The sequence below is a fragment of the Methylobrevis pamukkalensis genome, from assembly GCF_001720135.1.
Taxonomy (GTDB): domain Bacteria; phylum Pseudomonadota; class Alphaproteobacteria; order Rhizobiales; family Pleomorphomonadaceae; genus Methylobrevis; species Methylobrevis pamukkalensis.
The window spans coordinates 1-17,149 of the sequence record NZ_MCRJ01000014.1 but is presented as its reverse complement, the minus strand read 5'-3'; the positions used below and the strand labels follow the sequence as shown (position 1 = coordinate 17,149).

Annotated in this window: 16 protein-coding genes, 1 tRNA gene and 2 pseudogenes; 9 read left to right on the top strand and 10 right to left on the bottom strand. The window is 67.7% G+C overall.

Going from position 1 to position 17,149, the window contains the following annotated elements:
* Window positions 1-3 precede the first annotated feature (3 nt).
* Complete coding sequence (gene topA, locus A6302_RS03965; protein ID WP_069305960.1) at window positions 4-2,691, bottom strand: type I DNA topoisomerase; 2,688 nt, start codon at window positions 2,689-2,691, stop codon at window positions 4-6.
* Between the two features lie 268 nt (window positions 2,692-2,959).
* Here topA and A6302_RS03960 point away from each other — a divergent pair, with 268 nt between their 5' ends.
* The gene (locus A6302_RS03960; protein WP_069305959.1) at window positions 2,960-3,181 is read left to right on the top strand and encodes a hypothetical protein; all 222 of its coding nucleotides are present in this window, start codon (window positions 2,960-2,962) and stop codon (window positions 3,179-3,181) included.
* A gap of 33 nt (window positions 3,182-3,214) precedes the next feature.
* Here the strand turns inward: A6302_RS03960 and dprA are convergent, their stop codons facing one another.
* Window positions 3,215-4,351: a DNA-processing protein DprA gene (gene dprA, locus A6302_RS03955; protein WP_069305958.1), complete on the bottom strand. Its 1,137-nt coding sequence runs from the start codon at window positions 4,349-4,351 to the stop codon at window positions 3,215-3,217.
* Complete coding sequence (gene plsY, locus A6302_RS03950) at window positions 4,348-4,956, bottom strand: glycerol-3-phosphate 1-O-acyltransferase PlsY (protein ID WP_069305957.1); 609 nt, start codon at window positions 4,954-4,956, stop codon at window positions 4,348-4,350. The genes dprA and plsY overlap by 4 nt, the downstream gene beginning before the upstream one ends.
* Before the next feature lie 267 nt (window positions 4,957-5,223).
* On the opposite strand from plsY, the gene A6302_RS03945 reads away from it, so the two are divergent.
* The gene (locus A6302_RS03945) at window positions 5,224-5,793 is read left to right on the top strand and encodes an NnrU family protein (protein WP_069305956.1); all 570 of its coding nucleotides are present in this window, start codon (window positions 5,224-5,226) and stop codon (window positions 5,791-5,793) included.
* Window positions 5,794-5,806: 13 nt separating this feature from the next.
* Here A6302_RS03945 and A6302_RS03940 read toward each other — a convergent pair whose 3' ends face one another.
* The 5 genes from A6302_RS03940 to A6302_RS03920 form a co-directional block, all read right to left on the bottom strand.
* Window positions 5,807-7,120, bottom strand: a complete 1,314-nt coding sequence (locus tag A6302_RS03940) for a dihydroorotase (RefSeq protein WP_069305955.1) — start codon at window positions 7,118-7,120, stop codon at window positions 5,807-5,809.
* Window positions 7,121-7,128: 8 nt separating this feature from the next.
* A complete protein-coding gene (locus tag A6302_RS03935) occupies window positions 7,129-8,082 on the bottom strand; it encodes an aspartate carbamoyltransferase catalytic subunit (protein WP_069305954.1) in 954 nt (317 codons plus the stop codon).
* 157 nt (window positions 8,083-8,239) lie between these two features.
* Entirely contained in the window at window positions 8,240-8,761 is a 522-nt protein-coding gene (locus A6302_RS03930; protein WP_280938813.1) for an outer membrane protein, read from the bottom strand.
* Window positions 8,762-9,186: 425 nt separating this feature from the next.
* Window positions 9,187-9,687, bottom strand: coding sequence for a Holliday junction resolvase RuvX (gene ruvX, locus A6302_RS03925; RefSeq protein WP_069305952.1), 501 nt, complete (start codon window positions 9,685-9,687; stop codon window positions 9,187-9,189).
* Window positions 9,688-9,741: 54 nt separating this feature from the next.
* Entirely contained in the window at window positions 9,742-10,161 is a 420-nt protein-coding gene (locus A6302_RS03920; protein ID WP_069305951.1) for a hypothetical protein, read from the bottom strand.
* Window positions 10,162-10,351: 190 nt separating this feature from the next.
* Between A6302_RS03920 and A6302_RS03915 the strand changes: the two genes are divergently transcribed.
* From A6302_RS03915 to gatB, 5 genes and pseudogenes are all read left to right on the top strand, one after another.
* Window positions 10,352-11,053, top strand: coding sequence for a metal-dependent hydrolase (locus A6302_RS03915; protein ID WP_069305950.1), 702 nt, complete (start codon window positions 10,352-10,354; stop codon window positions 11,051-11,053).
* 194 nt (window positions 11,054-11,247) lie between these two features.
* Window positions 11,248-11,535, top strand: coding sequence for an Asp-tRNA(Asn)/Glu-tRNA(Gln) amidotransferase subunit GatC (gene gatC, locus A6302_RS03910; protein ID WP_069305949.1), 288 nt, complete (start codon window positions 11,248-11,250; stop codon window positions 11,533-11,535).
* A gap of 50 nt (window positions 11,536-11,585) precedes the next feature.
* A pseudogene (gatA, locus tag A6302_RS03905) lies at window positions 11,586-13,060 on the top strand (Asp-tRNA(Asn)/Glu-tRNA(Gln) amidotransferase subunit GatA).
* Window positions 13,061-13,301: 241 nt separating this feature from the next.
* Window positions 13,302-13,799 (top strand): TIGR00645 family protein, encoded by a 498-nt coding sequence (locus A6302_RS03900; RefSeq protein ID WP_210183257.1) that lies wholly within the window; start codon window positions 13,302-13,304, stop codon window positions 13,797-13,799.
* 140 nt (window positions 13,800-13,939) lie between these two features.
* Window positions 13,940-15,418 carry an Asp-tRNA(Asn)/Glu-tRNA(Gln) amidotransferase subunit GatB gene (gatB, locus tag A6302_RS03895; protein ID WP_069305948.1) on the top strand — a complete coding sequence of 493 codons (1,479 nt, stop codon included), beginning with the start codon at window positions 13,940-13,942 and terminating at the stop codon, window positions 15,416-15,418.
* Window positions 15,419-15,445: 27 nt separating this feature from the next.
* Here the strand turns inward: gatB and lipB are convergent, their stop codons facing one another.
* A complete protein-coding gene (gene lipB, locus A6302_RS03890) occupies window positions 15,446-16,156 on the bottom strand; it encodes a lipoyl(octanoyl) transferase LipB (protein ID WP_069305947.1) in 711 nt (236 codons plus the stop codon).
* 111 nt (window positions 16,157-16,267) lie between these two features.
* Between lipB and A6302_RS03885 the strand changes: the two genes are divergently transcribed.
* A complete protein-coding gene (locus A6302_RS03885; protein ID WP_069305946.1) occupies window positions 16,268-16,534 on the top strand; it encodes a FliM/FliN family flagellar motor switch protein in 267 nt (88 codons plus the stop codon).
* 115 nt (window positions 16,535-16,649) lie between these two features.
* A tRNA-Leu gene (locus A6302_RS03880) sits at window positions 16,650-16,733 on the top strand.
* Window positions 16,734-16,918: 185 nt separating this feature from the next.
* On the opposite strand, the pseudogene A6302_RS22650 reads toward A6302_RS03880, so the two are convergent.
* A pseudogene (locus A6302_RS22650) lies at window positions 16,919-17,149 on the bottom strand (hypothetical protein); the annotation flags it as partial.

Here is a 17,149-nt window from a genome sequence, read left to right as displayed (position 1 = left end):
CGCCTACTCGGCGGCCTTGGCCGCCGGCTTCTTCTTTGCGGGCGCCTTGGCGGCCGTCTTTGCCTTCGCAGTCTTGGTCGTTGCCGGCTTGGCAGCTGCCTTCTTCGCCTTGGGCCTGGCCGCCGCCGTCTCGCCGTCGGCCTTGTCGGCGGCCGGCTTCTTCGCGGCTTTCGCCTTCGCCGGCTTGCCGCCGCCCTTGCCGGCCTTCTCGGCGATGAGGGCGAGCGCGGCCTCGACGGTCAGCGCCTGCGGGTCGGTGCCCTTCTGCAGCGTGGCATTGACCTTGCCCCAGTTGACATAGGGGCCGTAGCGGCCATCGCGCACGGTGATCTCGCCGCCATCCGGATGGGCGCCGAGCGACTTCAGCGCCGCCGGCGCGGCGCGGCCGCGCGCCCCCTTCTCGCGCTTTTCGGCAATCAGCGCGACGGCCCGGTTGAGGCCGACGGTGAAGACGTCGTCGATCGTCTCGACATTCGCGTAGGTCTTGCCGTGCTGGAGATAGGGACCGTAACGGCCGAGGCCGGCCAGGATCGGCTCGCCGTCTTCCGGATGGGCCCCCACGGGGCGGGGCAGTGCCAGCAGCGCCAGCGCGCGGGCCAGATCGACACTGTCCGGCGTCCAGCCCTTCGGCAGCGACGACCGCTTCGGCTTCTCGCCTTCGCCGAGCTGGAGATAGGGGCCGAAGCGGCCGGACTTCAGCAGCACGTCGAGGCCGGTCTCGGGATCCTGGCCGAGGTTGCGGTCGCCGGTCTCGGCGCCGTCCTCGCTGCCTTCGCTGGCGAGCTGGCGGGTGTAGCGGCATTCCGGATAGTTGGAGCAGCCGATGAAGGCGCCATATTTGCCGAGCTTCAGCGACAGCTGGCCGGCACCGCAGGTCGGGCAGAGGCGCGGATCGCCGCCGTCGGCCTTCTCGGGGAAGATGTGCGGCCCGAGCATGTCGTTGAGGGCGTCCAGCACCTGCGACACGCGCAGGTCCTTCACACCGTCGACCTGGGCCGAGAAATCCTTCCAGAATTCGCGCAGGACCTCGCGCCAGTCGAGCTCGCCGGCGGAGATGCGGTCGAGCTTCTCCTCCAGCGCCGCCGTGAAGTCGAACTCCACGTAGCGCTCGAAGAAGCTCTCGAGGAAGGAGGTGACGAGGCGGCCCTTGTCCTGCGGGACGAGGCGCTTCTTGTCGATCGTCACATAGTCGCGGTCACGCAGGGTGGCGAGCGTGGCGGCATAGGTGGAGGGCCGGCCGATGCCGAGCTCTTCCATCTTCTTGACGAGCGTCGCTTCCGTATAGCGCGGCGGCGGCTCGGTGAAATGCTGGGTGGCGACCACGGCCTCGCGGACCGGCCTGTCGCCGACCGCCATGGAGGGCAGACGGTTGCCGTCCTCGTCTTCCTCGTCGTCGCGGCTCTCGGTGTAGAGTGTCAGGAAGCCGTCGAACTTCATCACCGAGCCGGTGGCGCGCAGCACGGCGGCCTTGCCGCCATGGGCGGCTTCGATGTCGACGGTGGTGCGCTCGAAGTCGGCCGACTGCATCTGGCTGGCGATCGTGCGCTTCCAGATCAGCTCGTAGAGCTTGGCCTGCTCGGGCTCCAGATGGCGCATCACGTGCTTGGGCAGGCGGCCGAGATCGGTCGGGCGGATCGCCTCGTGGGCCTCCTGCGCGTTCTTGGCCTTGGTCGAATAGAAGCGCGGCTTCTCCGGCAGGTAGCGGTCGCCGTATTCGGCGACGATCACCTTGCGGGCGGCGGCCACCGCCTCGGGGGCGATCTGCACGCCGTCGGTTCGCATGTAGGTGATGAGACCGGCGGTCTCGCCGCCGGTGTCGACGCCCTCGTAGAGCCGCTGCGCCACCTGCATGGTGCGCTGGGCGGAGAAGCCGAGCTTGCGCGAGGCTTCCTGCTGCAGGGTCGAGGTGGTGAAGGGGGCGTAGGGGTTGCGCTTCTGCGGCCGGGCTTCGACGCCGGCGACGGTGAGGCTGGCCGCTTCCAGGAAAGTCCGGATCTCGGTGGCCTGCGCCTCCGAGGTGACGTCGAGGCGCGACAGCTTGCGGCCCGCGAATTCCGCAATGCGGGCATCGAAGGCCTCGCCCTTCGCGGTCAGCAGCCTGGCGATGATCGACCAGTATTCCTGCGGCCGGAACCGCTCGATCTCGGATTCGCGGCCGCAGACGAGGCGCAGCGCCACCGACTGCACGCGGCCGGCCGACCGGGCGCCGGGCAGCTTGCGCCAGAGCACCGGCGACAGGGTGAAGCCGACCAGATAGTCGAGGGCGCGCCGGGCCAGATAGGCCGCCACCAGCGGCTCGTCGAGCTCGCGCGGGTTCTTCATCGCCTCCAGCACCGACTGCTTGGTGATGGCGTTGAAGACGACGCGCTCGATCTTCTTGTCCTTGAGCGCACGCTTCTTCGCCAGCACCTCGATCAGGTGCCAGGAGATGGCCTCGCCCTCGCGATCCGGGTCGGTGGCGAGAATCAGGCGATCGGCGTCCTTCAGGGCATTGGCGATGTCCGACAGCCGCTTGTTCGACTTGGCATCGACCTCCCAGGTCATGGCGAAGTCGTGTTCGGGATCGACGGAGCCGTCCTTGGCCGGAAGGTCGCGCACGTGTCCATAGGACGCCAGCACGTGATAGTCCGGTCCCAGATACTTGTTGATCGTCTTGGCCTTGGCCGGCGATTCCACAACGACGACGTTCATCTACACCCGAGCTTTCTGCAATTTCCCGCCCTGCAAACGGGGCGGCGGCGAACCGATGCCGGAAAGTGAGGGTTCCGGCGCTGCGATGCAAGCCCCCGATATCGGCCCTGTGGTCGCGACCACGGCTGCACGTAAAGTCCACTCGCAAAAGTTGTACAAACAACGCACTTTCAACTTTTCAGCCGATATGCGATTGTAAATAGACGGGAGACAATAAGAAATCACCCCTGGGTTGTGTCAGCGTGCAATCATGGACGACGGACCTGCAATGACGATCAATGATGCGAGCCTGCGGGGCGCAACGGGCAGGCTTGAGGACGACCGGCTCCACTTCATCGCGCAGATGAGCGCCGAACTGGCGCGAATGGCAGAGGACTCCGGCCAGTCGCTGCTGGCCTATCTGCTCGGCATGGCCCGCGAGGAGGCGACCCTCGCCCTCGCGGATCTCGATCCTCCCCCCGCAAGGCCGGAACTGCGCAGCCGGTCGTGAGGGCAGGCCCCGGCGGCGCGTCGTTCGGACGCGTCAGCCGATCAGCGAGACCAGATGGCCCCGGTGGCGTTCGATCCGGCCGGCAAGGTCGAGTTCGAGCAGCACCAGATGCACCACCGCCGGCTTGAGGCCGGTGTGGCGGACAAGGTCGTCGAGCCCGACCGGCGTCGGCCCGAGCGCCTCCAGCACGAGGCGGCGGTCGGCGTCGCCGGCGTCGGGGGTCTCGCTGCCGTCGTCCCGCTCGCGCATGGGCTCCTCCACGTCGGGGCGAATGTCCGGCGACCATCCGAGCATCGGCGCGAGCACCTCGGCGATGTCGGCGCCGTTGCGCGTCAGCGTCGCGCCCTGGCGGATGAGCGAATTGGTGCCCGCGGCCCGCGGATCGATCGGCGATCCGGGAACGGCGAACACCTCGCGGCCCTGTTCGAGCGCAAAGCGCGCGGTGTGCAGCGAGCCCGACCGCTCGGCCGCCTCGATCACCACCACGCCCAGCGACATGCCGGAGATCACCCGGTTGCGCCGGGGAAAATCCTGCGCCCGCGGCAGCCATCCGAACGGCATCTCGGACAGGATCGCGCCGCCGCGCGCGACGATGTCGCCGTAGAGCGCGCGGTTCTCCTCCGGATAGACATGGTCGATGCCGCCCGCGATCACGCCGACCGTGCCGTTGCTCAGCGCCGCGGCATGGGCGGCCGCATCGATGCCGCGTGCGAGCCCGGAGACTACCAGATAGCCCGCGTCGCCGAGATCGAGGGCGATCCGCTCGGCCATCTTGCGGCCGGCGATCGATGCGTTGCGCGCGCCGACGATCGCCACGGCCGGCCGGCGGGCCAGCGCAGCAGCCTCGCCGCGGATCGTGACGACTGGCGGGGGCGCATCGAGGCGGGCGAGCATCACCGGGTAGCCGGACTCACCCAGCGCGATGATCTCGGCTCCGGCCCGCCGGGTGGCGACGAGTTCGCGCTCGGCGTCCTCCTCGGTTGCGATCTTGAGGTGGCGGGTGGCGCCGCCGCGCCGCGACAGGTGAGGCAGGGCGTCGAGCGCGGCGGCGGCCGAGCCGAAATGATTGAGCAGACCGCGGAAGGTCGCGGGGCCGACGTTTTCGCTGCGGATCAACCGCAGCCAGGCGATGCGCTGGCGATCGGAAAGCTGGATCGCCGTGCCGGTCATGATTTCTTCGCGCCGATGCGGTTTTCCGTTCCCGCGAGGAGCTTGGAAATGTTGCCGTGATGGCGGATCCACACCAGCGCCGTCAGCAGCAGGAACAGCAGCGCAAGCTCCGGCCGGCCGAGGGCCCACAACACGGCGGGCATCGCCCCGGTGGCGATCAGGGCCGCCAGCGAGGAATAGCGGCTGAGGTAGGCGACGCTGATCCAGAACGCAGCAAAGACGAGCACGGCGAGCGGCAGGAAGCCGAGCAGGATGCCGATGTAGGTCGCGACGCCCTTGCCGCCGCGAAACTTCAGCCACACCGGAAACAGATGGCCGAGAAAGGCGCCGAGCCCGGCCGCCAGCGCGAGGGCCGGCCCGAAGGAGGCGGCGATCAGCACCGCGACCGTGCCCTTCAGGCCGTCACCGAGCACGGTGGCGAGGGCGAGGCCCTTGCGGCCGGTGCGCAGCACGTTGGTGGCGCCGATGTTGCCGGACCCGATCGCGCGGATGTCGCCGAGGCCCGCCATCTTGGTGAAGATCAGGCCGAACGGGATCGAGCCGAGCAGATAGCCGCCGGCGAGGGCTGCGATCAGCATCGGCCATGTGGTGGCGTCGAGCGTCATGTCGGGCAAAATGCCGGCTCCCTGTGTCACGGCCAATCGATTCGCCGGCCGCGATGCGTGGTCTTTCCCATGAAAGTCGTGAAAAGCCGGCCTGCTTGCAAGCCCCGCGATCGGCCGCCGGAAACGGGCCTGCCGGCGCGGCGTCACGCATGGCGCTTGCAGCCGTCATCGCACTGCGAAAGACTGGAGCCATTCTGATCTGCTCAAGGGGCGCGCAACCGCCGCGCGCCGCGCCGATCGCAGCGTTCTCCGAGGGAGACCCCGTCCATGCTCGTCCTGATTCTCGGCCTCGTGCTCTTCCTCGGCTTCCATTCGGTGAGGATCTTCGCCCCCGGATGGCGCGACGGCATGGTCGCCCGCCTCGGCGCCGGCCCCTGGCGCGGGCTCTACTCGTTGGTCTCGATCGTCGGCGTCGTGCTGATCGTCTGGGGCTACGGTCTTTCGCGGCAGGACCCGATCGTCGTCTACGATCCGCCGATGGCCCTGCGCCATCTCACCATGCTGCTGGTGCTGATCGCCTTCATCTGCTTCGCCGTCAGCCTGATGCCAGCCGGAAAGCTCAAGCCGAAGCTGAAGCATCCGATGCTCGCGGCCGTGAAGATCTGGGCCTTCGGTCATCTGCTCGTGAACGGCGACCTCGCCTCGATCCTGCTGTTCGGCAGCTTTCTCGCCTGGGCCGTCGTGGACCGGATCTCGCTGAAGCGGCGGCCGGGCGTGGTCATCCCCGCGCCGGGCCCGGTGCGCAACGACCTGATCGCAGCGGCCGTCGGCGTCGTCGCCTACCTGCTGTTCGTCTGGCAGCTGCACACGCTGCTGATCGGCGTGCCGGTGATGTGAGGCCGGAGGGGCGTCAGAACGGGAAGACCTGACGCCCGCCGACGAAGGTACGGGTGACGCGCCCCGAAAAGCGCGCGCCCTCGAAGGCCGTGTTCTTCGACCGCGACACGATGTCCGCCTCGGTCAGCACCCAGGGCATGTCGAGGTCGAACATCACCATGTCGGCCGGAGCGCCGGGCGCGAGCGTGCCGGCGTCGAGGCCGAGCAGCCTGGCCGGGCGGGTCGAGGCCGCTTCGATCAGCCGCGACAGGGACATCCGCCCGTCGTGGACGAGGCGCAGGCTGGCCGCCAGCAGGGTTTCGAGGCCCACGCAGCCATCGGCAGCCTCGGCGAAGGGCTGACGCTTCATCTCCACGTCCTGCGGATCGTGGCCGGAGACGAGCACGTCGATCGTGCCGTCGGCAAGCCCGTCCACCAGCGCCTGCCGGTCGGATTCGGCGCGCAGCGGCGGCGACATCTTGAAGAAGGTGCGATAGGCGCCGATGTCGTTCTCGTTGAGGCTGACGTGGGCGACCGAGACCGCCGCCGTCGCATCGATGCCCTCCGACTTCGCCCAGCGCATCAGCGTCACCGCCTCGGCCGTGGACAGCTGCGCCGCGTGGTAGGTGCCTTTCGCCAGCCGGGCGAGGCGCAGGTCGCGCGCCAGCATCACCGTCTCGGCCTCGGCGGGAATGCCCGACAGGCCGAGCAGCGCGGCAATGCTGCCGGCGTTCATCACGCCCGTGCCGGCAAGGTCCGGATCTTCGGGATGATGCACGACCATGGCGCCGAAGTCGCGGGCGTAGGTCAGCGCCCGGCGCATCACCTGCGCATTGGTCACGGCATGCCGGCCGGAGGCGAAGGCGACGGCGCCGGCCTCCTGCAGCAGGCCGAACTCCGTCATCTCCTGGCCCTTCTGCCCCTTGGTCAGGGCCGCCATCGGATGGACGCGCACCACCGCCGTGTCGCGCGCCCGGCGCAGCACGAAGTCGACCAGCGCCGGATCGTCGATGATCGGGTCGGTGTCCGGCATGGTGATGATGGTCGTCACGCCGCCGGCCGCCGCCGCGCGGCTGGCGGTGGCGAAGGTCTCGCGGTGGTCGAAGCCGGGCTCGCCGACGAAGACCCGCATGTCGACGAGGCCGGGCGCCAGCACGGCGCCACACGCGTCGATCGTCTCGGCGCCGTCCGGCGCACCCTGTCCGGTGGCCGAGGCGCCGGCGGCAAGGATGCGTCCGCCGTCGATCAGCACGCTGCCGCGCTCGTCGAGGCCGCGCGAGGGATCGACCACACGGGCATTGGTGATCAGCAGCGGCCGGCCGTGGTCCGTTCCGGTCAAGAGGGGCATGGGTCGGCCTATCCGTTCGGAAGGTTGCGCGCGACGGCCTCGAGCACCGCCATCCGGACGGCGACGCCCATCTCGACCTGCTCGCGGATCAGGCTCTGCGGGCCGTCGGCGACGGCCGGGTCGATCTCGACGCCGCGGTTCATCGGGCCGGGGTGCATCACGAGCGCATCGGGCTTGGCGAAGGCGAGCTTCTCGGCGTCGAGGCCGAAATAGCGGAAATACTCGCGCACCGACGGCACGAACGAGCCCTGCATCCGCTCGCGCTGCAGCCGCAGCATCATCACGATGTCCGCGTCCTTGAGGCCTTCCTTCATGTCCGTCGTCACCTCGATGCCGAGGTCGCGGAAGGCGGAGGGCACCAGCGTGGTCGGGCCGACGAGCCGGACGCGGGCGTCGAGAGCGGTGAGCAGCAGGATGTTGGAGCGGGCGACCCGCGAATGCAGCACGTCGCCGCAGATGGCGATGGTCAGCCGCGCAATCCGGCCCTTGTGGCGGCGGATGGTGAGAGCGTCGAGCAGGGCCTGGGTCGGGTGCTCGTGGGCGCCGTCACCGGCATTCACCACCGAACAGCCGACCTTCTGGGCCAAGAGCGCCACGGCGCCGGCGGCATGATGGCGCACGACGATGATGTCGGGATGCATCGCGTTGAGCGTCATCGCCGTGTCGATCAGCGTCTCGCCCTTCTTCACCGAGGACGAGGCGACCGACATGTTCATGACATCGGCCCCGAGCCGCTTGCCGGCCAGTTCGAAGGACGACTGGGTGCGGGTGGAGGCTTCGAAGAACAGGTTGATCTGCGTGCGGCCGCGCAGGGTGTCGAGCTTCTTCGACACCTGCCGGCCGACCTCGACATGCGCCTCGGCGCGGTCGAGCAGATCGTTGATCTCGTGTGGCGACAGCCCCTCGATGCCGAGAAGGTGCCTGCGGGCAAATGTGGGAAGGTCTGGATCGCGCGTCGTCATTAAAACACGCCTGATAGGCGTGACAGCCGGAGCGCGCAAGCGCTCACGACGGGGAAACGACCGTCGTCCACATGAACGGACGCGCGGACGACCGGCAAATGGCGGCTGACCGCCGGGACCTGGTCCCGGCGGTCAGCGCGCGATCCGGGCGGGGCCGTCAGAACCTGTAGCTGATGCCGGCGAGCACCTGGCTGTAGGTCACGCCGAACTTGGCCGAGCCGGCGCCGATTCCCGTGGTGGCCGAGTAAGTCGCCTCTCCGAGATCGGTGTAGCGGTATTCGAGGCGGGCGGAGAGGGCGTCGGTGAAGGCATATTCGACGCCGGCACCGACGGTCCAGCCGGTCAGGATGTTCTCTTCCGAGGCCGAGAGACCCGGCGCAGCCGCCGCGGTCACGGTGCCGCCGCCGCCGTCGCCACCGGATACCGATGCGCTGACTTCGGCATTGCCGTAGGCAAAGCCGCCGGTGCCGTAGACCAGCAGGCGATCGACGGCATAGCCGAGCCGCGCGCGGACGGACCCCTGCCAGAGCAGCGAGAACTCGCCATGCACCGGGCCGATGAACAGGGGATTGTTGTCCGTGCCGGAGCCATCCATGCCGGAGGCATCGAAGTCGGCTTCGAGACCGAACACGATCGACCCCATCTGGTGGGCGTAGCCGATGTGGGCGCCGCCGACGATGCCGTCGACGTCGAGTTCGGAGAGCGGCGAGGAGAAGCCGAGTACGGACTCCAGATTGGAGTCGGTCTCGCCGAATCCGTAGCGGCGTGGGCGCCGACATAGAGACCGGTCCAGGTGAAGGCATCACCTTCCGGCATGACGATGCTGTCCGGCGACGCCATGTCGGCGGCAAGCGCGGGCAGCGGCAACACAAGCAGGGCGGCAGCGGCAATCAGCGACTTCATCGAGATATCCCCCGGGAAGGAAATGTTTCAGACGAGATACTGTCCCGAAGGTCGGCAATCGTGGTTAACGAAGGATTAAATCGGTCCTGATCCTGCAACTTTTGATGGTGTCCTGGTCCGTCACGCCGTCATTGCACGGCATTTGCCCCAATTCGATCGTCCCGCGGCCTCTCCCATCCGAATCCTGCCGAAACGGATCCGTCAGAACAGCCGGCGCGGGTCATGGCTGCGCTCGGCGAGGTGGATGCGGTCGAGGAAGCCCTGCATGATGAAGGCGGCGGCCATCTTGTCGACCACCTCCGCGCGCCGGCGCCGCGAGGCATCGGCGTCGAGCAGGGTGCGCGTCACCGCCGTGGTCGAAAGCCGTTCGTCCCAGAAGGTCATCGGCAACGGGGTGAGGGCGGCCAGATTGCGCGCGAACGATTTCGTCGACTGCACGCGCGGGCCCTCCGAGCCGTCCATGTTCACCGGCAGGCCGATGACGAGGCCGCCGACCGCATGACGCGTGGCAATCGCCAGCAGCTTGTCGGCGTCGAGCTTGAACTTCTTGCGGGCGATGGTCTCCAGCGGCGTGGCGATGCGCCGGCCGATGTCGGAGAGGGCAAGGCCGATGGTGGTCGTGCCGAGATCGAGGCCGAGCAGGCGGTCGTCACGGCCGATCCGGGCAAGAAAGTCGTCGAAGGCGAGGGGGGCGTCGGCCATGGGCTCCGTCTAGCACGGGGCAAGGCCGGCCGCCATGGTTCGTGCCCACCCGGGTCAGCGCTCTGCCGAAGTCGCGGTCTCGAGCTGGGATTTCATCGCCTCCAGCACGACGCGCGCCCGTTGCGGATCGCTCTTCGCGAGCGACTCGAACGCTTCCTTCGCGCGTTCCTCCACGGCGTTGCGGTTGCGGCGCTTGACGTCCTCGATCCGGGCCATCATCCGGCGCAGGCGCTCCAGCTCGTCGCTGTCGTGCTTTCCCTCGGCAAGCGCCAGCACCGCTTCGGACAGGATGCCGAGCTGGCGGCCGAAACTTGCCACGTTGCTGACGATCCGCTCCTCGGTCTGAAGATCGCCCTTGTAGGTGGTGTAGTTCACCGTCGGGGACAGAAGGCTGGTGAAGGGCATGAAGGTCTGCCGGTTGCTGTCGGCGACACGGAAATTGAAGTCGATCGGCAGGAAGGGCAGGGTGGTCATGGCCATCTCCTCGGAAGCACCGAAATGGTGCAGTGCAGCATAATATCACGCACGGCGAGGCGAGACGACGGCGGGCGTTGATTTTTGCGCCTCTCCAGCGCGCTCTGCGGCGCCGCCGGGCTGGCAAAAGATGCGGGCACGCCTATGTTGCGCTCAGCCCGCCCGCCCCCGTTCTGACGGAGAGATTTCCATGAAAGTGACCTGGTACGGCCATTCGGCCTTTCGCATCGACATCGAGGGCGCCTCGATCCTGATCGATCCGTTCCTGACCGGGAACCCGGCCTTCCACGGCAAGGTCGCCGAGGTCTCCGAGGGCGTCACCCATATCGTCCTGACCCACGGCCACGGCGATCACCTCGGCGACACGCTGGCGATCGCCGAGGCGACCGGGGCGAAGGTCGTCACCAATTTCGACCTCTGCATGTGGCTGGCCGCCAAGGGCCTGAAGAATTTCGACCCGATGAACACCGGCGGCACCACCGACCAGGGCGCCTTCACGGTCACCCTCGTCAACGCCCTGCATTCCTCCGCCACGATCGACGAGGGGGGCGTCTCGCATGCGCTTGGCAATCCGAACGGGGTGATCATCAAGGCGCCGGGCGAGAAGACGCTCTACCACATGGGCGACACCGACATCTTCGGCGACATGGGCCTGATCGACGAGCTCTACGGGCCGAAGATCGCGATGGTGCCGATTGGCGACCGCTTCACCATGGGCGCGCGGACCGCCGCGCTCGCCTGCAAGCGCTTCTTCGATTTCGAGACGATCTTTCCCTGCCACTACGGCTCGTTCCCGATCGTCGACCAGAGCGCCGACGCCTTCATCGCCGCGCTCGGCGCCGACGGCGGCCGGGTCAACGTGCTGGAGGTCGGCGGTTCGGCCAGCGTCTGAGCCGGATCGCGGCCTCCGCAATTCGCTCTCCTGCCTGTCATGGTCCGCGCCGGCCAACCTGACGACGACGCCGCAGCGATGAGGCGCCAGCGAATTTGCGAATGCGGGCCCCGCGCCCGCATCCTCGCTTGGCGCGGCGCTTTGCGCTCTGCTATAGCCCTTCGACTCTTTTCGAGATCCGAGGAAATCGCGCCATGTCCGTGGATACGGCCACCGTCCGCCGCGTCGCCCGGCTCGCCCGCATCAAGGTGAGCGACGAGGAAGCCGAACGCATGACCGGGGAACTGAATTCGATCCTCGGCTTCGTCGAGCAACTCGACGAGGTCGACGTATCCGGCGTCGAGCCGATGACGTCGGTCGTCGCCATCAAGATGCGCCTGCGCGAGGACGTGGTCACCGACGGCAACGTGCCGGAGAAGGTGGTCGGCAACGCGCCCGTCTGCGACGACGACTTCTTCATGGTGCCCAAGGTCGTGGAGTGATCGCTCCGACCTTCCGCCCGAAAGACGCTCCGACCAGACTGGATCTCCCCGTGACCGACCTTACCGCCCTCACCATCGCCGAGGCCCGCGACGGGCTGACGGCACGGCGCTTCACCGCCACCGAACTGACGGAGGCCTATCTCTCCGCCATGGAAGCTGCGCGCGAGCTCAACGCCTATGTCGTCGAGACGCCGGAGAAGGCGCTGACGATGGCGGCGGCCTCGGATACGAAGATCGCGGCGGGCGAGGCCCGCCCGCTGGAGGGCATTCCGCTCGGCATCAAGGACCTGTTCGCCACCGAAGGCGTGCACACCCAGGCGGCGAGTCACATCCTCGACGCTTCGAGCCGGCTTACGAATCCACCGTGACCGCCAATCTCTGGGCCGACGGCGCGGTGATGCTCGGCAAGCTCAACATGGACGAGTTCGCCATGGGCTCGTCGAACGAGACCTCCTATTACGGGCCGGTGAAGAGCCCGTGGCGCAAGGCCGGCTCCAACATGGCGCTGGTGCCGGGCGGCTCGTCCGGCGGCTCGGCCTCGGCCGTGGCCGCGCGCATCTGCGCGGGCGCCACCGCCACCGACACCGGCGGCTCGATCCGCCAGCCCGCCGCCTTCACCGGCACGGTCGGCATCAAGCCGACCTATGGCCGCTGCTCGCGCTGGGGCATCGTCGCCTTCGCCTCGTCGCTGGACCAGGCCGGGCCGATCGCCCGCGACGTGCGCGACGCCGCGATCCTGCTGAAGTCGATGGCCTCGGTGGACGTCAAGGACTCCACCTCGGTCGACGTCCCGGTTCCGGACTACGAGGCGGCGGTCGGCCGCTCGGTGAAGGGCCTCAGGATCGGCATTCCGAAGGAATACCGGCTGGAAGGCCTCAACGCCGAGATCGACGGCCTGTGGCAGCAGGGCATCGACTGGCTGAAGGACGCCGGCGCGGAGATCGTCGAGATCTCGCTGCCGCACACGAAATATGCCCTGCCGGCCTACTACATCGTCGCCCCGGCCGAGGCCTCGTCGAACCTGGCGCGCTATGACGGCGTACGCTACGGCCTGCGCGTGCCCGGCTCCGACATCGTCGACATGTACGAGAATTCCCGCGCCGCCGGCTTCGGCGCCGAGGTGAAGCGCCGCATCCTGATCGGCACCTACGTGCTCTCGGCGGGCTACTACGACGCCTATTATCTCAGGGCACAGAAGGTCCGGACCCTGATCAAGCGCGACTTCGAGACCTGTTTCGAGGCCGGCGTCGACGCGATCCTGACCCCGGCGACCCCGTCCGCGGCCTTCGGCATCGGCGAGAAGGCCGGGGCCGACCCGGTGGAGATGTATCTCAACGACGTCTTCACCGTGACGGTGAACATGGCCGGCCTGCCGGGCATCGCCGTGCCGGCTGGCCTCTCCGGCGAAGGCCTGCCGCTCGGCCTGCAGCTGATCGGCCGCCCGTTCGACGAGGCGACTCTGTTCGCGCTCGGCGGCGCCATCGAGAAGGCCGCCGGCCGCTTTGCCGCCGAAAAGTGGTGGTGAACGACGGCGCCGGATGATCGTCCGGCGCGCGTGCCTTTCCTGAAAGGCAGATCTGCCGTCGGCGTGACCCGGCATTCGGGCAAGACCTAGTGTCGCAGGGCAGGGGCCGACCGTTGCCCGTGGTGGCGGCTGTCGCCGGCCTGTGACAGAAACCACGTTCCATGTTACCGGCCCGTACCGGCCGCCGCGACCCCCGGTCCTCCTCCGGCGCGCGGCCGACGTTGCCACCGGAGACTGCACGATGATCGAGAAGTCCATCGAACGGGTGATCTTCTTCAGCCGCTGGATTCTGGCGCCCTTCTACATCGGCCTGCTGATCGCGGCCGTGATGCTGCTGGTCCATTTCGGCGTCGAACTGTTCCACTTCGTGACCCACAGCGTGGGCTCCAAGGAAAGCGACATCATCCTCGGCATCCTGTCGCTGGTGGACCTGACGCTGACCTGCAGCCTGATCCTGATCGTGGTCTTCTCCGGCTACGAGAATTTCGTGGCCAAGATCGATCCCCTGGAGCATCCGGGCTGGCCGGAATGGATGTCGAAGATCGACTTTGCCGGCCTGAAGCAGAAGCTGATGGGCTCGATCGTCGCCATCTCGGCGATCCAGGTGCTGAAGGCCTTCATGAACCTCGGCACCACGCCGGACTGGGTCCAGCTCGGCTGGCTCGTCGGCATCCACATGGTGTTCGTGGTCTCGGCCGTCCTGCTGGCGCTCACCGACCGGATCTCCGGCGACCACTGACGCGACCTGTCCGCCATCCGCGACGGCGCCGCCCCCGGCGCGCCGCGCACGCGGCTCCGCATCGTCTTTTTCCTTTCGCGGCGCGGGCATCTGGGCTATCCCGCGTGACAGGAATCCCCGCTTCACGCCGTGAGACGACCATGCTCATCGACACCCGCACGCCCGACCCGAAGAAGTTCATCAACGGCGCCACCGGCGACTGGGAGATCGTCATCGGCATGGAAGTCCATGCGCAGGTGACGTCGAAGTCGAAGCTGTTCTCTGGCGCAAGCGCGGAATACGGCGGCGCGCCGAATGCCCATGTCAGCCTCGTCGACGCGGCGATGCCCGGCATGCTGCCGGTGATCAACGAGGAATGCGTCAAGCAGGCCGTGCGTACCGGCCTCGGCCTCAAGGCGGCGATCAACCACCGCAGCGTCTTCGACCGCAAGAACTACTTCTATCCGGACCTGCCGCAGGGCTACCAGATCAGCCAGTTCAAGCAGCCGATCGTGGGCGAGGGCACCGTGATCCTCGACATGCCGGGCGAGACCGTCGAGGTCGGCGTCGAGCGTCTGCATCTGGAGCAGGACGCCGGCAAGTCGATCCACGACCAGCATCCGACCATGTCCTTCGTAGACCTCAACCGCTCGGGCGTCGCGCTGATGGAGATCGTCTCCAAGCCGGACCTGCGCTCGTCCGACGAGGCGAAGGCGTATCTCTCCAAGCTGCGCACCATCCTGCGCTATCTCGGCACCTGCGACGGCAACATGGAGGAAGGCTCCATGCGCGCCGACATCAACGTGTCGGTGAGGAAGCCGGGCGGCGAGTTCGGCACCCGCTGCGAGATCAAGAACGTCAACTCGATCCGTTTCGCCGGCCAGGCGATCGAATACGAGGCACGTCGCCAGATCGGTATTCTGGAGGACGGCGGCGCGATCGCCCAGGAGACCCGCCTGTTCGATCCGCGCGAGGGCGTGACCCGGTCGATGCGCTCCAAGGAAGAGGCACACGACTACCGCTATTTCCCCGATCCGGACCTGCTGCCGCTGGAATTCGACCAGGCCTTCGTCGACGCGCTCGCCGCCGGCCTGCCCGAACTGCCCGACGACAAGAAGGCCCGCTTCATCGCCGACTACGGCGTGACACCTTATGACGCGATGGTGCTGACGCTGGAGCAGGCCTCGGCCGACTTCTTCGAGAAGGTTGCGAAGGGCCGCGACGCCAAGACGTCCGCCAACTGGGTGATCAACGAGTTCTTCGGCCGCCTCAACAAGGAAGGCAAGGAGATCTCCGCCAGCCCGATGTCGGCCGAACAGCTCGGCGAGATCATCGACCTGATCGCCGACAACACCATCTCCGGCAAGATCGCCAAGGACCTGTTCGAGATCGTCTGGCTCGAGGGCGGCAACCCGCGCGAGCTGGTGGAAAGCCGCGGCATGCGCCAGGTCACCGACACCGGCGCCATCGAGGCCGCCGTGGACGAGGTGATCGCCGCCAACCCCGACAAGGCCGAGCAGGCCAAGGCCAAGCCGACCCTGTCGGGCTGGTTCGTCGGTCAGGTGATGAAGAAGACCGGCGGCAAGGCCAACCCGCAGGCCGTCAACGAGATCATCAAGGCCCGCCTCGGGATCGAGTGAGCGGGTACCTCCGCCCGCCTCCGACGCTCAGCCCGGCATCGCCACCGTCGGGCCGAAGATCCGCTCGAACTCGGGGCGCATCACGGCGTCCACCTCCGGCATCGTCACCGGCAGGCCGAGGTCGACCAGGCTGGTGACGCCGTGGTCGCGGACACCGCAGGGGATGATCCCGGAAAAATGGTCGAGATCGGGATCGACGTTGAGGCTGATGCCGTGGAAGCCGACCCAGCGGCGGACGCGGATGCCGATCGCCGCGATCTTGTCCTCCGCGCCGTCGCCGCGCTCGGGCCGCCGCACCCACACGCCGACCCTGTCCTCCCGCCGCTCGCCGCGCACGTGGAACTGCCAGAGCGTGGCGATGATCCACGCCTCCAGCGCGGCCACATATGCGCGCACGTCCTGCCGGCGCCGCTTCAGGTCGAGCATGGCGTAGGCGACCCGCTGGCCGGGGCCGTGGTAGGTGTACTGCCCGCCGCGCCCGCTCTGGAACACCGGAAAGCGTGCCGCATCGACGAGATCGGCGTCCTTCGCGCTGGTGCCCGCAGTGTAGAGCGGCGGATGCTCGACGAGCCAGATTCGCTCGGGCGCCGCGCCGCGCGCGATCGCCTCGACCCGGGCCTCCATCTCGGCGACCGCGTCAGGATAGGCGACCGGGGTGTCCGCGATCACCCATTCGACAGGGGGCGAGCCGGGCGCCGGCAGAAATCCGGTCTCGAGCGCATCGCGGTCGTTAACCATTCGTCAATCCTGCGCTAAGACTGTGTTTACCAATGCCCGCCTGCGCGGGCCTGCCCACGGGCTGGAGGAACTCCAGATCTCGTGGCTGCTCCTTCGGACGACAAGGCTTCCATGTCAACGCTCGACAAGATCACGGTCGAAATTGCGGTCGTTCTCGGCTCCTCGACGATGCCGGTGCATCAGCTGCTGCGCATGGGCCGCGGGGCGGTGATCGAACTCGACACCGGCGCCGACGACGACGTCGACATCTACGCCAACGACATCCACATCGCCCGCGGCCAGGTGATTCTGAAGGGCGAGCGCGTCAGCATCCAGATCACCGAGATCCTGAAGCGCAACCCGCTGATGCGCATGGCGCCGACGGTCAAAAAGGTCTGATCCGGCAGGCGAATCCGGCCCGCCGACAATTCGGGTGGCGGCGCACGAATTGCCCTTGTGTCCCCCTGCGGCTTTTGTTACATCCCCTCGCGTCGGCGGAGACGCCGGCAGGAATGCGGTCGTGGCGGAATTGGTAGACGCGCAGCGTTGAGGTCGCTGTGGGGCAACCCGTGGAAGTTCGATCTTCTCGACCGCACCATGAACCCCTTGAAAATCAGGTCATCCTGGTTTTCCAAGGGGTTTTTCTTTGTCTGCAGGTCGCCGTTCCCTGATGCGGCCCTCCTTCGAGATGTTCCTGCTTCCCGTGGATTTCGGGACTGCGGGCTGCTCTCGTCGCGGGACGAGAAGGCTTGTCGGAGGTCGCGGCGGTCCCGGTCTTCCGCCTCAGTGTTCGACGATCCGGAATCGCATCACCCGTTGCATTGCCAGACCGACGACGAGGCTGCCGATGATCCACGCCAGCACGTAGGGGACCGAGATCATCTGCGTCGGATACATCGGATAGAATGCCGTCCGCATGATCGCCACGATGTGAGAGAGCGGATTGTACCAGATGATGGCGCGGATCGGCGGCGGAAGGGTCTCCGGAATGAAGAAGATCGCCGCGAAGATGAT

What these genes read in the sequence shown, in the direction of transcription:
- topA (WP_069305960.1), bottom strand. Translation starts at nt 2,691, where the DNA reads ATGAACGTCGTCGTTGTGGAATCGCCGGCCAAGGCCAAGACGATCAAC.
- A6302_RS03960 (WP_069305959.1), top strand. Translation starts at nt 2,960, where the DNA reads ATGACGATCAATGATGCGAGCCTGCGGGGCGCAACGGGCAGGCTTGAG.
- dprA (WP_069305958.1), bottom strand. Translation starts at nt 4,351, where the DNA reads ATGACCGGCACGGCGATCCAGCTTTCCGATCGCCAGCGCATCGCCTGG.
- plsY (WP_069305957.1), bottom strand. Translation starts at nt 4,956, where the DNA reads ATGACGCTCGACGCCACCACATGGCCGATGCTGATCGCAGCCCTCGCC.
- A6302_RS03945 (WP_069305956.1), top strand. Translation starts at nt 5,224, where the DNA reads ATGCTCGTCCTGATTCTCGGCCTCGTGCTCTTCCTCGGCTTCCATTCG.
- A6302_RS03940 (WP_069305955.1), bottom strand. Translation starts at nt 7,120, where the DNA reads ATGCCCCTCTTGACCGGAACGGACCACGGCCGGCCGCTGCTGATCACC.
- A6302_RS03935 (WP_069305954.1), bottom strand. Translation starts at nt 8,082, where the DNA reads ATGACGACGCGCGATCCAGACCTTCCCACATTTGCCCGCAGGCACCTT.
- ruvX (WP_069305952.1), bottom strand. Translation starts at nt 9,687, where the DNA reads ATGGCCGACGCCCCCCTCGCCTTCGACGACTTTCTTGCCCGGATCGGC.
- A6302_RS03920 (WP_069305951.1), bottom strand. Translation starts at nt 10,161, where the DNA reads ATGACCACCCTGCCCTTCCTGCCGATCGACTTCAATTTCCGTGTCGCC.
- A6302_RS03915 (WP_069305950.1), top strand. Translation starts at nt 10,352, where the DNA reads ATGAAAGTGACCTGGTACGGCCATTCGGCCTTTCGCATCGACATCGAG.
- gatC (WP_069305949.1), top strand. Translation starts at nt 11,248, where the DNA reads ATGTCCGTGGATACGGCCACCGTCCGCCGCGTCGCCCGGCTCGCCCGC.
- A6302_RS03900 (WP_210183257.1), top strand. Translation starts at nt 13,302, where the DNA reads ATGATCGAGAAGTCCATCGAACGGGTGATCTTCTTCAGCCGCTGGATT.
- gatB (WP_069305948.1), top strand. Translation starts at nt 13,940, where the DNA reads ATGCTCATCGACACCCGCACGCCCGACCCGAAGAAGTTCATCAACGGC.
- lipB (WP_069305947.1), bottom strand. Translation starts at nt 16,156, where the DNA reads ATGGTTAACGACCGCGATGCGCTCGAGACCGGATTTCTGCCGGCGCCC.
- A6302_RS03885 (WP_069305946.1), top strand. Translation starts at nt 16,268, where the DNA reads ATGTCAACGCTCGACAAGATCACGGTCGAAATTGCGGTCGTTCTCGGC.